Source organism: Neptunomonas sp., assembly GCF_016744175.1.
In the GTDB taxonomy this organism is placed as follows: Bacteria; Pseudomonadota; Gammaproteobacteria; order Pseudomonadales; family Balneatricaceae; genus Neptunomonas.
The window spans coordinates 82,637-95,868 of the sequence record NZ_JADGEV010000013.1 but is presented as its reverse complement, the minus strand read 5'-3'; the positions used below and the strand labels follow the sequence as shown (position 1 = coordinate 95,868).

At 43.0% G+C, this 13,232-nt stretch carries 15 protein-coding genes; all 15 read right to left on the bottom strand.

Going from position 1 to position 13,232, the window contains the following annotated elements; translation table 11 throughout:
- Positions 1-130 precede the first annotated feature (130 nt).
- Positions 131-1,537, bottom strand: a complete 1,407-nt coding sequence (gene der / locus QZZ55_RS08425; RefSeq protein WP_293266875.1) for a ribosome biogenesis GTPase Der — start codon at positions 1,535-1,537, stop codon at positions 131-133.
- A gap of 71 nt (positions 1,538-1,608) precedes the next feature.
- Positions 1,609-2,748 (bottom strand): outer membrane protein assembly factor BamB, encoded by a 1,140-nt coding sequence (gene bamB, locus QZZ55_RS08420; protein WP_293266874.1) that lies wholly within the window; start codon positions 2,746-2,748, stop codon positions 1,609-1,611.
- 3 nt (positions 2,749-2,751) lie between these two features.
- On the bottom strand, positions 2,752-3,402 hold the full coding sequence (locus tag QZZ55_RS08415) for a tetratricopeptide repeat protein (protein WP_293266881.1): 651 nt from the start codon (positions 3,400-3,402) through the stop codon (positions 2,752-2,754).
- Between the two features lie 38 nt (positions 3,403-3,440).
- On the bottom strand, positions 3,441-4,718 hold the full coding sequence (hisS, locus tag QZZ55_RS08410; RefSeq protein ID WP_293266873.1) for a histidine--tRNA ligase: 1,278 nt from the start codon (positions 4,716-4,718) through the stop codon (positions 3,441-3,443).
- A 25-nt stretch (positions 4,719-4,743) separates the two neighbouring features.
- Entirely contained in the window at positions 4,744-5,700 is a 957-nt protein-coding gene (locus QZZ55_RS08405) for a RodZ domain-containing protein (protein WP_293266872.1), read from the bottom strand.
- Positions 5,697-6,482: a type IV pilus biogenesis/stability protein PilW gene (pilW, locus tag QZZ55_RS08400; protein WP_293266871.1), complete on the bottom strand. Its 786-nt coding sequence runs from the start codon at positions 6,480-6,482 to the stop codon at positions 5,697-5,699. The genes QZZ55_RS08405 and pilW overlap by 4 nt, the downstream gene beginning before the upstream one ends.
- 36 nt (positions 6,483-6,518) lie before the next feature.
- Positions 6,519-7,634 carry a 23S rRNA (adenine(2503)-C(2))-methyltransferase RlmN gene (gene rlmN / locus QZZ55_RS08395; RefSeq protein ID WP_293266870.1) on the bottom strand — a complete coding sequence of 372 codons (1,116 nt, stop codon included), beginning with the start codon at positions 7,632-7,634 and terminating at the stop codon, positions 6,519-6,521.
- 61 nt (positions 7,635-7,695) lie between these two features.
- A complete protein-coding gene (gene ndk / locus QZZ55_RS08390) occupies positions 7,696-8,103 on the bottom strand; it encodes a nucleoside-diphosphate kinase (protein ID WP_028469910.1) in 408 nt (135 codons plus the stop codon).
- A 114-nt stretch (positions 8,104-8,217) separates the two neighbouring features.
- Positions 8,218-8,418, bottom strand: coding sequence for a Fe-S cluster assembly protein IscX (gene iscX / locus QZZ55_RS08385; RefSeq protein WP_028469909.1), 201 nt, complete (start codon positions 8,416-8,418; stop codon positions 8,218-8,220).
- An 11-nt stretch (positions 8,419-8,429) separates the two neighbouring features.
- Positions 8,430-8,768: an ISC system 2Fe-2S type ferredoxin gene (gene fdx / locus QZZ55_RS08380; protein WP_293266869.1), complete on the bottom strand. Its 339-nt coding sequence runs from the start codon at positions 8,766-8,768 to the stop codon at positions 8,430-8,432.
- Complete coding sequence (gene hscA / locus QZZ55_RS08375; RefSeq protein ID WP_293266868.1) at positions 8,769-10,649, bottom strand: Fe-S protein assembly chaperone HscA; 1,881 nt, start codon at positions 10,647-10,649, stop codon at positions 8,769-8,771.
- An 18-nt stretch (positions 10,650-10,667) separates the two neighbouring features.
- The gene (hscB, locus tag QZZ55_RS08370) at positions 10,668-11,201 is read right to left on the bottom strand and encodes a Fe-S protein assembly co-chaperone HscB (protein ID WP_293266867.1); all 534 of its coding nucleotides are present in this window, start codon (positions 11,199-11,201) and stop codon (positions 10,668-10,670) included.
- A gap of 20 nt (positions 11,202-11,221) precedes the next feature.
- Positions 11,222-11,548 carry an iron-sulfur cluster assembly protein IscA gene (gene iscA, locus QZZ55_RS08365; protein WP_293266866.1) on the bottom strand — a complete coding sequence of 109 codons (327 nt, stop codon included), beginning with the start codon at positions 11,546-11,548 and terminating at the stop codon, positions 11,222-11,224.
- 53 nt (positions 11,549-11,601) lie between these two features.
- Positions 11,602-11,985: a Fe-S cluster assembly scaffold IscU gene (gene iscU, locus QZZ55_RS08360; RefSeq protein ID WP_293266865.1), complete on the bottom strand. Its 384-nt coding sequence runs from the start codon at positions 11,983-11,985 to the stop codon at positions 11,602-11,604.
- Between the two features lie 27 nt (positions 11,986-12,012).
- Positions 12,013-13,227 (bottom strand): IscS subfamily cysteine desulfurase, encoded by a 1,215-nt coding sequence (locus QZZ55_RS08355; protein ID WP_293266864.1) that lies wholly within the window; start codon positions 13,225-13,227, stop codon positions 12,013-12,015.
- Between the last annotated feature and the right edge of the window lie 5 nt (positions 13,228-13,232).

Sequence of the window (13,232 nt, the reverse complement as noted above, 5' to 3'; positions counted from 1 at the left end):
GGGCGCCTTTGTTGTGCATCTTAGCGTACTTACTATCACCAAGAGCTTTAGTTATATATTTAACCAACTTAGATTTAGCTTATTACCTCAACCAAACCTGATTCCATTATCCAACAAAGAAAGCATGCTTTTACTTCTTACGCCCTTTTTTAATCTCTTTAACATGCTTTTGAAAACGAACTTTCTTTCTTTGCTGCCTAGGAGTGAGTTTATTACGCTTTCCTGCAAAGGGGTTCTCACCTGTTTTAAACTCAAATCTAACTGGTGTCCCATGTATCTTCAGTACCTTTATAAACTTATTTTTAAGATACCGCTTATACGATTCAGGCAAATGCTCTGTACGATTACCGTGAACAACAATAATTGGTGGGTTTGAGCCACCTTGATGTGCATAACGTAACTTAATACGACGCCCAGCCACTTGTGGAGGCTGATGATCTGCAACAATATCCTCGAGCAACAGCGTTAAGCGATGCGTTGCCCATTTAGCCATAGCACTCTCATACGCTTCATTAATTGAAGCATACATTTCGCCGACACCACTACCATATAATGCCGAAATAAAATGAAAACGAGCAAATTCAGCAAAACCCAGTCGGCGATGTATTTGCTCCTTTATGTCCTTCTTCTCTTCATCGGTCATACCGTCCCATTTATTGAGAGCTATCACCAGAGCACGCCCAGTCTCCAAAACGAAACCAAGCATGTGTAAATCTTGATCACTAAGACCTTGACGCGCATCAATCACTAAAACAACAACATTAGCATTTTTTATAGCCTGAAGAGTTTTAATGATAGAAAATTTTTCTACCACTTCTTTAATATTCTTCCTACGCCTAACACCCGCCGTATCAATCAAGGTATAAGGCTGACCATCACGCTCATAAGGTATATAAATACTGTCTCGCGTTGTACCTGCTTCATCAAAAACTATAACGCGATCTTCACCCAACAAGCGGTTTACCAATGTAGATTTTCCTACATTAGGCCTACCAACAATCGCTATACGCACACTGTCGTCACGACCGTCAAACGGCATATCTATATCTTCAAAGCCTGATAAGCATTCCTCAGTAAGTATTGTCACCCCGCGGTTATGCGCCGCCGCAATAGGAATAGGATCTCCCATTCCTACAGTATGAAAATCAGACATCGCAACATCAGGATCAAGCCCATCTGTTTTATTAACGACCAGATAAACCTTCTTTTCTGTTCTTCGCAAATGTTCTGCAATCATTGAGTCTGCTGGCATCAAGCCCGCTCGAGCATCAACCATAAAGAAAACAACATCAGCCTCTTCAATTGCCTGCAAAGATTGACGTGCCATTTCATGGTCTATACCTTGCTCGTCTCCGGTAATACCTCCGGTATCAATAACAATGTATGCCTGCTCACCGATCTGCCCCTCACCGTATTTGCGATCACGAGTAACACCTGGCATATCCGCCACGAGTGCATCCCGACTTTTAGTCATGCGGTTAAATAAAGTAGACTTTCCAACGTTGGGACGACCAACCAGTGCAATAACAGGTAGCATTAAGTATTACCAAAAAATTAAATATCAGCTGCTCTGAAGCCCAAAACAGCTGTTTAAATTAAAACGGCTGATCAATTCAATGTCAGCGCTAATAAACGACCCGCATCTGTAAGAACATAAAGCGTGCTTCCTTTCACCTTCATATCACCCACTAATCGAGACCCTGCATCATAACGTGCAACAAAGTGCCCATCAATTTGAGAAATAAAATGAATATACCCCTCAACATCACCTACGACCACAGCATTACCAATAACAGCTGGCGCAGTAATTTGACGATTTTCTAGCTGGTCCTGCTTCCAAACACTCGCCGCACTACGCGCATCAAGTGCTTGGACGTGATCACCCGATTCACTTACATAGATATTACCAAACCCTGCAGCAAGACTATGGTAGCTCGACATTTTTTTAGCCCACAATGTCTGAGCATTAAAAGGGTTTATAGCAACTACATTTCCCTGAAAGCCTGGAATATAAACAACATTTTCAAACAATAATGGTCGTCCATCAACATCCGTCATTCTCTCTAATTCAGAACGCCCTTGCGCTAAAGAAACATTTTGCTCCCACAACACCGCACCTGTTTCATTATCCAACGCAATAAACTTACCATTATCAAGACCCGCCAATGTAACATCTGCAGCAACCAAGGGAGAGCTAGTTCCTCGCAATGTTAGACGCGGCACTATACTGTCATAAACCCAGCGCTCAGCACCTGTTAAAGCATCAAGCGCAATAACTTTGCCACTAATCAGCTGCACTACAACTAGTTGTTTATTCAACTGAGGCTCAGCAACAACTTCAGAAGAAACCTGCTTTCTCCAAATCTCCTGACCTGTTTTTGCATCTAAACAAATAACTTCTGCAGACTCTGTAACCACAACCAGCTTATTTGCACCAGCACCGATACCCGCCAGTAAAGTAACATCTAATTCGACAACCCACTGACGAGCCCCCGTATCCACATTAAAGGAGGAAATATCACCATTAATAGAGGACGCATAAATATAGTCACCACTAATGGCCGGAACTATTTGATGAAACTTATCTCCTAAGTCTCCTCCTATATCTGCTGACCACTGCACTATTACTTTCTTTTCAGCAGTAAAATCAACTAACTTATTGGGTTCAATTTCATCCGAACCACCCCAAAGACCACAACCCGATAATAAAATAGATACCAATACTATAGATGCCGCCTGACGAAACATATTTTACCCCTCTTCCGATAAAGCCAGGTCTTCAAGCTTGATAGTCAGTAATGGGTTACTTCCTTCATTTACTGACACTTTAAGTGCCTGCTGATAGGCAGCTCGAGCACCTATACGCTCTCCGCTTGAAAGCAATAGATCTCCCTTTAACTCATAAACACTTCCGCCAAACTCCTGAGCATCCAGACCCTGAATAACATCTAGCCCTTTAGCAAATTCACCCATAGCTTGATAAACACGCGCTTTACGCAAAAGTGTAATGTTGCGCATTTCTATGGCTGGCTGATGCGCCAACACCCAATCAAGTTCAGCTAACGCCTCTGTATAATTCTCTTCAGCAACGGCCACTTTAGCAACCAACAGTGCGGCAAATCTTGCATACTCGGTTTTTTCATAATCCGACTTTAACTTCTGAGCAAGATGCTTACTTGTAGCAATTTGCCCAGCATCATCAGACGAAACAGCCCCAGAAACTGCATCAAGAAGGTTTTGATATGTAATTGACGCATTTTCAGCATCGGTCAGCTGCTTTTGCTGCCATGTTTTCCAAGCAAAAACTGCACTCAACGCTATAGCAATCATAAAAAGAAGCGACTTGCCATTTTCTTTCCACCAACCTTTTAGTGCTTCTACTTGCTCTTCTTCTGTTCGCATTTCAGACACAATAACTCTCCGATAAAATAATCAAGGTCTTAGCTTTTCTTAATAACTTCCCATTGCTGAGCCACTACAACCGGCAACTCTTCTAATGGGATTTGCTCACTAGAGTCAGCCCCAGTCCATAACACTCCAACCAAGCCTGCATCACTTTTTTGTATTAACAAAATTAAGCGAGCGCCAGTTTGCCTAGCTTTGTTATTAATATTCTTTAAACCAGCACAATGAGTCCTTATACGTAAACCAGGAATTGCATCACGTAACGCTTCACTAAATTGGACTACATCTCCTTGAACTTCTCTAGACTGTGCTGCGACATATAGGTCAAATGAGTTCTTTTCTGAATCAGGTACTGCTCCCAGTGTTTCCAACAGCAGAACTAAACGTTCTATTCCCATTGCGAAACCAACACCTGGAGTTGCCTTACCCCCCAACTGCTGCACCAAGCCATCATAACGCCCCCCAGCACAAACCGTTCCTTGGGCACCTAATTTGTCAGTTACCCACTCAAATACAGTTTTGCAATAGTAATCCAAGCCACGAACAAGACGCGTATTTATTTCATAATGAATACCCGCGTCATCAAGCAACCCGGTAAGACGCGAAAAATGCTCCTTAGAATCATCATCAAGATATTCGGACAAAATAGGGGCATCAGCTAAGATCGCCTGAGTTGATTCGCTTTTGCTATCAAGAACTCGTAGCGGATTGCTTTTTAATCGACGCTGACTATCTTCATCTAACTGATCAAAGTACTGCGTTAAGTAATCAACTAAGTCCTGCTTATACTTCTGCCGACTATCAGTACTCCCTAAAGAATTTAGCTGCAAAGAAACCGCATCTAAAATCCCAAGCTTCTTCCATAATCGAGCACTAAGCATAATAACTTCAGCGTCAATATCCGCCGAAGACATACCAAATGTTTCAACGCCTATTTGATGAAATTGACGATAACGACCCTTCTGAGGTTTTTCATAACGAAACATTGGCCCTTGATACCACAAACGCTGAGTTTGATTAAACAACAAACCATGCTCTTCACCTGCACGTACGCAGCCAGCGGTACCTTCTGGTCGCAAGGTCAAGCTTTCACCGTTGCGGTCTTCAAAAGTGTACATCTCTTTTTCAACAATATCGGTTACCTCGCCGATAGAGCGCTTAAAAAGATCTGTTTGCTCCACAATAGGCATACGAATCTCATCATACCCATAACTAGATAAAACACTTTTAACCTGTCGCTCCAAATACTGCCAAGCAGGCGTCGCACTCGGAAGAATGTCATTCATCCCACGGATGGCTTTTACTTTTGCCAAACTATGTACTCTCTTTCTTAAAGCTTTAATTTAATGGAAGTGTAAATTTCGCTACATTTTTATTACTAAAGGGCTTCAAGTCTATTACAGCACCTTTATAAGTCACTTGATTAATAGCAGAGACCCGGCCAATCAAAACTCTCAAAGGCTCTTCACCCGACAGGTTCAAAGTTTGCCCAGCTTTTCGAAGACTACTAAACAACGTTTTACCACTCCCGTCTTTGACAGTAAGCCAACAATCGTCAACAAAAGATATCTGCAGAGGATCCTCAGCTAAAAGCGGAGCTACTACTTTCTCCTCAACCTCCACTTCAAGAGAAGGAGAAATAGCTACTGGGATTTCATTTGACACCGAAGTTTTCAAATCAACTTCTTCTTGGAGCTTTGCAATATCAGCTTCAGATAAGTATGTCGGCTCATCATTACTTTTCACTTCTGCTACTAATTCATTAACAACATTTTCAGAATCTACAGAGTCATCTAATACCGGCAGCTTTAGCGTTGTGTCATTCGGTGCATCTGCTATCGGAGAGATTGCAGGCATCAACCCATCAACAGGCGCCAAGCTATACTGTGTTTTCCACCACCACCCAATAGCTGCAACAACTATTAGCAAAAAAAGCCAACTCGACCAGCGCATTACTGGATCACCCAACTTAACTTGCTGCTGAACTTTTGATACAGAACGAATTGGCTCTCGACTAGCAACAACTCCATTCGATTGATCAAGCATTTCGATTAAAGGCGCACCATCGACCCCTACGATTTTTGCATATGATCTAATATAGCCCCGCGCAAACACGAGACTAGGAAGCTTTTCATATGCACTATCTTCTATCCACTGTATATACCGAACAGGCAGATGGAGCTCATCTGCTATTGCTTGCTGAGTATAACTTTGTGATTCTCGTGCTATAAGCAAACGCTTACCAGGAAGCTGAATACCATTTTCTACTATACTTTCATCTGGAACACTGCTCACCTAGCTGACTCCTTATATTTTTTATATTCGTCAGATTCAGGATAAAGATTCTTTAACAAAAGAGTATAAGTTGTCGCTAAGGATACTTTATTATTCTCTCTCGCTAATCGAATACCGACCCATAAACTTCTTGCAGAATGATTTACTCTTTTTGCGTTAATAAGCCTAGTAAACTGCGAGAAATACTCTTCTGCTTTAAGTACATTTTGGCTCATTAAGTAAAGATCTGCCAACTCAACCAGCGCCAATGGGCGAACACCACCTGTTTTTAAGGACCGATCAAAGGAGTGAATCGCAACATCATAACGCCCAAGCTGTTGGTAACAACGCCCTAAATTTTCAAATGTTTGCGCCCTATTATTATAAAATGGGTCTTCTGTTGCTTTAGCAAGCTCTACACACGCTTCAGAAAACCGCTCTTCTGAAAACAAAAACGCCCCATAATTATTATGCAACATAGCACTATCTGGAGCTAAAGAAATTGCTTTTTTGTAGTATTGCTCAGCGAGGGCAATTTCATCTTCCCTCTGAAAAATCAAAGCCAGTGCATTGTACGCAGGCGCAAAATCTGGATTAATTTCTAATGCTTTTTGAACAGCAGACTTTGCATTAACTGAATCACCAGATTGAAGATACTGCAAACCCAGCGTGGTATATGACTGCATTGCCGCTTCGGACGACACACTATTCTTGTTTATAGCTACAGACTCGGACTGAAGTCCCGCACACCCAGATAGCAGTACTACCAAAAGCACAGCCACCAACACACGAGTTTTATTCACGTACGGTAACTCCCTTACATCATCGCCACTAATTAACTAAACAGTACTATCTTGAACAATTGGAATATATTTTTGACTACGGCGAGTACGATCCTCTACTTGCCCCACCAATTGCCCACATGCCGCATCAATTTCAGCACCACGCGTACGCCGAACTGTCGTCATGATACCTGCTTTTAGCATTACTTGTTTAAATGCTGCAATAGCATCTTCTGAAGGGCGGTCATAACCTGAATTAGGGAACGGATTAAAAGGTATCAAGTTCAACTTACAAGGCAAACGCTTAAGCAAACGCCCCAACTCTCGTGCCTGAGAAGGCTGATCATTTACGCCCGCCATCAATGTATACTCTACGGTAATAACTCGCCTGTCATTAAGTCTCTCTAGATAACGATTACAAGCGGCTATCAGCTCTTCAATTGGGTAACGCTTATTAATAGGTACCAGTTGATTTCTTAACTCATCATTTGGCGCATGTAATGATATTGCCAAAGAAACATCCGTCTCTTCTATTAACTTATCAATGCCCGGCACCACACCCGCCGTACTTAACGTAACGCGGCGCTTAGAAAGCCCGTAAGCATTATCTTCCATCATTAGCTTTATAGCACTGACAACATTGTCAAAGTTCATCAATGGCTCACCCATCCCCATAAAGACAACGTTAGTCACACGTCGAGGCTGAGCAGGATCCATAGGACCAAAAGACTTAATAGCAATACGTACTTGCCCAATAATTTCCGATGCAGTTAGGTTTCGATTAAACCCCTGCTTACCCGTTGAGCAAAAGCTACAATCGAGAGCACAGCCAACCTGTGATGAGATACATAACGTTGCTCTATCCCCTTCAGGAATCAAGACACTTTCAACGCACGAACCACCATCAACACGAATAACCCACTTGCGCGTGCCATCCTTAGATACATCATGCATAACAACTTCAGGTTCACGAATTTCAGCAACCTGATTCAGTTTCACGCGTAACGATTTACTGATATTTGTCATATCATCAAAAGTTTCAGCGCCAAGCTGATGCATCCATTTTAGTACCTGAGTTGCACGAAAGCGTTTTTCACCCAGTTCAGCGAAGAAAGCTTCCAGCTTTTCAGGAGACATCCCTAATAGATTAGTTTTGGGAATGGACTCAGTCATTATTACACCTATAAATTTAAGTACATGCAGAAGAGAGCTCTCCCCTGCATGCTAGCAATAATTACTTACCGAAGAAGTAAGCAATTTCGCGTGCTGCAGAAGCAGCAGAGTCAGAACCGTGTACAGCATTCGCGTCGATAGACTCAGCGAAATCAGCACGAATTGTTCCTGCAGCCGCTTCTTTAGGATTAGTCGCACCCATCAGATCACGATTTGTCAAAATTGCATTTTCACCTTCAAGCGCCTGAACAACAACAGGACCAGAAATCATGAAGCTAACCAAGTCACCAAAGAAAGGACGCTCTTTATGCTCAGCATAAAAACCTTCTGCTTCTTCTTTACTTAGTTGCTTAAGCTGCATTTCTACAATTTTAAGACCTGCATTTTCAAAACGAGATTCAATTTGACCAATAACATTTTTAGCCACGGCATCAGGCTTGATAATTGATAGTGTGCGTTCGATAGCCATTTGTACTTTCCCCTAAGGATATTTCTGAAAAACGCGACATTATACGCGAAGCTGATCACATGCCACAACAGACTACAAAAGAAACAGCCCGGTATAAACCGGGCTGTTTTATAATTAGTCCTGCTCTTCTATCCAGGCCATCTGTATCGCTTCAAGAATTTTCTCCCCACAGCGATCAGGATCATCATCAAATTCATCAAGATCCATTACTTTTTGGTAAAGGTCCGGAAAGCTTATTTTCAACGGATCCACATCTGAATGCTTCTCTACCAACTCAATTGCAATGTCGAGTACATCAACCCACTTAAGACTCATACACCCTCTCTTTAATGACGCTCTGACACCTGGTTAATCGTATAACGAGGTATCTCTACCACTAAATCTTTATCCCCGACACTTGACTGACAACTCAAGCGCGATTCCGGCTCTAACCCCCAAGCCTTATCAAGCATGTCGTCTTCAAGCTCATCAGACTCTTCAAGCGAATCAAAACCTTCTCTAATCAAGACATGACATGTCGTGCAAGCACAAGACTTTTCGCACGCATGCTCAATCTCAATGCCATTAGCCAATGCCGCATCACAAACGGTCACGCCTGACTCTACATCAATTACTTTACCATCGGGACACAAATCTTCATGGGGTAGAAAAATTATTTGCGGCACTTATGTAATCTCCTCAATTTCCTGAATACTATGCCCCTGCAACGCACGCTGAATATTTAAATCCATTCTGCGTGATGCAAACTCATCACTCGCTTTAGCTAAATGCTCAACACCCAACTCAATCTCGCGCGCATTCGAACCGTTACGAACACCTTTTAACACAAGAATTTCAGTCTCTAAGCTACTACGTTCGCCTTCGGTCAATAAAGCCTGCCCATCAGTTAGCATCGCTTGCTCAAGCGCACCTATTAATCTATCAGCATCCACTTTCTGCTCGCGCAACAAACGTTTTTGCTTATCTTCTTCAGCCGATGAATAAGATGCCTTCAACATCTCAGCAATCTGCGTATCACTGAGTCCATATGAAGGCTTAACTTGAATACTACTTTCAACACCGGTGGACAGCTCTTTTGCCTCAACACTCAACAGACCGTCTGCATCTACCTGGAAAGTCACTCTAATTTTAGCGGCACCGGCTACCATAGAAGGTATCCCTTGCAATACAAAACGCGCTAATGAGCGACAATCTTCAACTAATTCGCGCTCACCCTGCAAGATATGCACAGCCATTGCTGTCTGACCATCTTGGTAGGTTGTAAATTCTTGTGCTCTCGCTACCGGAATCGCTGTATTTCTGTGAATTACTTTCTCAACCAGCCCACCCATGGTTTCTAAACCAAGAGAAAGCGGTATAACATCCAGCAATAGCATTTCTGAGTCAGGCTTATTTCCTGCTAAAACATCAGCCTGAATAGCTGCACCGATAGCAACCACTCTATCAGGGTCGATATCAACATGTAGTGGGCGCCCAAACAGTGAAGCTACACGCTCACGCACTAAAGGCACACGGGTTGAGCCACCCACCATGACAATGTCATTCACATCATCTAAAGCAATACCCGCATCTCTTACTACACGCTTACAGGCGCGCACTGTTTTATCAACCAGCTTGGAAACCAGCTCTTCAAACTGCGACCTAGACACAGTCACTGAAACTTCTTTTCCAGCAAGCTGCAAATTAACCCAAGCCTGATCACTTGACGTAAGCTGTTCTTTAGCTTCACGCGCCTGCTCCATGAGCTGACGAGAAAGACTAGCCGTCATGGTCATTGTCACATCTGCTTGAATCGCCAACCACTCAGCTAGAGCTCTATCCAAATCGTCGCCGCCCAAGGCACTATCGCCTCCAGTAGCCAGCACCTCGAAAACACCTTTATTCAAGCGAAGAACTGAGACATCAAAGGTTCCACCACCTAAATCATAAACAAGAATGACACCTTCATCTTTTTGATCAAGGCCGTAAGCAACAGCAGCAGCTGTTGGCTCGCTTAGCAAGCGCAGCACTTTAATATTTGCCAAAATTGCCGCATCTTTTGTCGCCTGGCGCTGAGCATCATCAAAATAAGCTGGCACAGTAATAACAGCACCCACCAATTCGCCCTGAAGCGTATCTTCTGCACGCTTAACCAATACACGTAGAATATCGGCTGATACCTCAACCGGGCTTTTAGATCCTGCCACCGTTTTAATAAACGGCATGCCGCCTTGATCTTCCTCAAACTCGTAAGGAAGCACTTCACCAAAAGCAGCCACATCTTTAATTCCACGCCCCATCAAACGCTTTACAGACACTATTGTGTTGTAGGCGTCAGAAGATGCAAACTCTCTTGCACTAGAACCAACAATCGCGTCACCAGACTCCACATAACGAACAACAGAAGGTAATAGATGCCTACCATCATGATCAGGTAGTGTAGTAGATTCGCCACTACGCACAGAAGCGACTAATGAATTGGTCGTGCCTAGATCTATACCTACAGCCAATCGGTGCTGATGCGGTAGAGAACTCTGACCAGGTTCGGCTATTTGTAGTAATGCCATAATTTATTTATTCACCTGTTAATCAAGCTCACTTTCGACCAGCTCGATCTCTTTCTGAAGCTTAACCATAAACTGCATTTTACGAATAACAGCCGCTGCTCTGTCAAGCGACTCTACATCCCCTAAAGCATAATATTCAGCAAATAACTTCTGATAAGTAGCCAACTGCTGAACAACTTTATCTAAAAACTGATCGAGAGCTTCTTCTGGCGAGGGTAGAGCTTTAATATCTTCAAGATCCTCCCTAAGCGCCATCTGCTCAAACAAAAAAGCAGGCTCCAGCTGAACAGAAGCCTCACTGATTGTATCAATGCCATGTAAATTCAACAGGTATTGAGCCCGACCCAAAGGAGATTTTAATGTAGTGACCGCCTCATTAAGGTATGCCGTATATTGCACCGACAACCTTTTTTCACGATCAGATAGATGAGCAAAACGATCTGGATGTAGCGTTTTTTGCAGCTCATGATATCGTGCCGCAAGTGATTTAAGATCAATATCATAGCTCTCGGGCAAGCCCAAAAAAGCAAAATAATTTTGTTGAATATCCATGCTATTTACAATGCAGACATTTAAACGTTAAAACTCTCACCACAGCCACATTCACTGCGCACATTAGGGTTATTAAACGCGAACCCTTCGTTAAGCCCTTCTTTAACAAAATCGAGCTCTGTCCCATCAAGATAAGCTAAACTTTTTGGGTCAATCACAACATTTACACCAGCATCCATTGTAAAAACTTGATCATCAGAGTCCTGCTGATCAACAAATTCAAGCACATAAGCCATGCCGGAGCATCCTGATGTTCTCACACCAACACGAATACCAAAACCGCCACCACGTTTTTCTAGGTAGCCAGCAACATGTTTAATTGCCGCCGCTGTCATTGTAATTGCCATAATACCTTCCCACTGGCTATACCCATGTATAACCAGTTAATTCAACAGAGCCTTTAAGCAGACTGTTTTTTCTTATAGTCCTCAACTGCCGCTTTAATGGCATCTTCCGCCAAAACCGAACAGTGAATTTTCACAGGAGGCAGCGCTAACTGATCTGCAATCTGCGTATTCTTAAGTTCAGCAGCTTGCTCGAGCGTCATCCCTTTAACCCACTCAGTCACAAGCGAACTAGAAGCAATTGCAGAGCCACAACCATAAGTCTTAAATTTGGCATCTTCAATGATACCTTCATCACTAACCTTGATTTGTAAACGCATCACATCACCACAAGCCGGTGCACCCACCATACCTGTACCCACATGACTATCACTATCGTCCATTTTACCCACGTTACGCGGATTCTCGTAATGTTCGAGCACTTCTTCACTATAAGCCATATCAACCTCCAATTAGCGCAACAATTCTTAGTGGTGAACCCACTCAACTTTACTTAAGTCCACACCATCTTTAAACATATCCCACAGGGGAGATAACTCACGAAGCTTACCTACTGCGGTTTTGAGCTGCCCAATTGCATGATCGATCTCTTCATTGGTTGTAAAACGACCAAATGAGAAACGAATAGAACTGTGCGCCAACTCATCACTCAAACCCAGCGCACGCAATACGTACGAAGGCTCAAGACTCGCCGATGTACAAGCAGATCCTGAGGAGACCGCTAAATCTTTTAGCGACATCAACAGAGACTCACCCTCAACAAAGGCAAAACTAATATTTAGGTTAGCAGGAACACGCTGAGAAAAAGATCCATTAATATGAACCTCCTCCATATCTTTTAAACCTTCCCACAAACGGTTACGCAGCGCCAACATATGAGAGTTATCAGCAGCCAATTCATCCTTAGCTAAACGAAACGCCTCTCCCATCCCTACAATCTGATGCGTTGGCAACGTACCTGAACGCATACCACGCTCATGACCACCGCCATGCATAATTGCTTCTAGGCGAATACGCGGTTTACGGCGCACATAAAGTGCGCCAATACCTTTAGGCCCGTAAATTTTATGCGCACTGAAAGACATAAGATCAACTTTCAGTTTTGTCAGGTCAATTTCTACTTTACCCGCACTCTGAGCAGCATCAACATGAAATATTATCCCTTTTTCACGTGTGATTTCACCAATAGCCGCAATATCAGTAATGGTGCCGATTTCATTATTAACATGCATCAAAGACACCAATATCGTGTCTTCACGAATGGCACCAGCTACTGTTTCAGGATGTATTAGACCATCAGAATCAGGATCAAGATAGGTAACTTCAAACCCTTCTCTTTCAAGCTGACGACAAGTATCCAGCACAGCTTTGTGTTCAATTCTTGATGTAATTATGTGCTTGCCTTTCTTATGATAGAAATGCGCAACACCTTTAATAGCCAAATTGTCTGACTCAGTCGCACCAGACGTCCACACAATCTCACGAGGGTCAGCACTCAATAAGTCAGCAACTTGCTTACGCGCTGTTTCTACTGCGTCCTCTGCCTTCCACCCAAATAGATGCGAACGAGAAGCAGGGTTACCAAAATTACCGTCCAAGGTGAGGCATGCAACCATTTTCTCTGCCACTCGAGGATCAACAGGTGTCGTTGCCGAATAATCAAAATAGATAGGTAACTTCATTCTTT

Bases quoted from the DNA above. Each gene is read 5' to 3' on its own strand.
- der (WP_293266875.1), bottom strand. From the start codon at position 1,537: ATGCTACCTGTTATTGCACTGGTTGGTCGTCCCAACGTTGGAAAGTCT.
- bamB (WP_293266874.1), bottom strand. From the start codon at position 2,748: ATGTTTCGTCAGGCGGCATCTATAGTATTGGTATCTATTTTATTATCG.
- QZZ55_RS08415 (WP_293266881.1), bottom strand. From the start codon at position 3,402: ATGCGAACAGAAGAAGAGCAAGTAGAAGCACTAAAAGGTTGGTGGAAA.
- rlmN (WP_293266870.1), bottom strand. From the start codon at position 7,634: ATGACTGAGTCCATTCCCAAAACTAATCTATTAGGGATGTCTCCTGAA.
- ndk (WP_028469910.1), bottom strand. From the start codon at position 8,103: ATGGCTATCGAACGCACACTATCAATTATCAAGCCTGATGCCGTGGCT.
- iscX (WP_028469909.1), bottom strand. From the start codon at position 8,418: ATGAGTCTTAAGTGGGTTGATGTACTCGACATTGCAATTGAGTTGGTA.
- hscA (WP_293266868.1), bottom strand. From the start codon at position 10,649: ATGGCATTACTACAAATAGCCGAACCTGGTCAGAGTTCTCTACCGCAT.
- hscB (WP_293266867.1), bottom strand. From the start codon at position 11,201: ATGGATATTCAACAAAATTATTTTGCTTTTTTGGGCTTGCCCGAGAGC.
- iscA (WP_293266866.1), bottom strand. From the start codon at position 11,548: ATGGCAATTACAATGACAGCGGCGGCAATTAAACATGTTGCTGGCTAC.
- iscU (WP_293266865.1), bottom strand. From the start codon at position 11,985: ATGGCTTATAGTGAAGAAGTGCTCGAACATTACGAGAATCCGCGTAAC.
- QZZ55_RS08355 (WP_293266864.1), bottom strand. From the start codon at position 13,227: ATGAAGTTACCTATCTATTTTGATTATTCGGCAACGACACCTGTTGAT.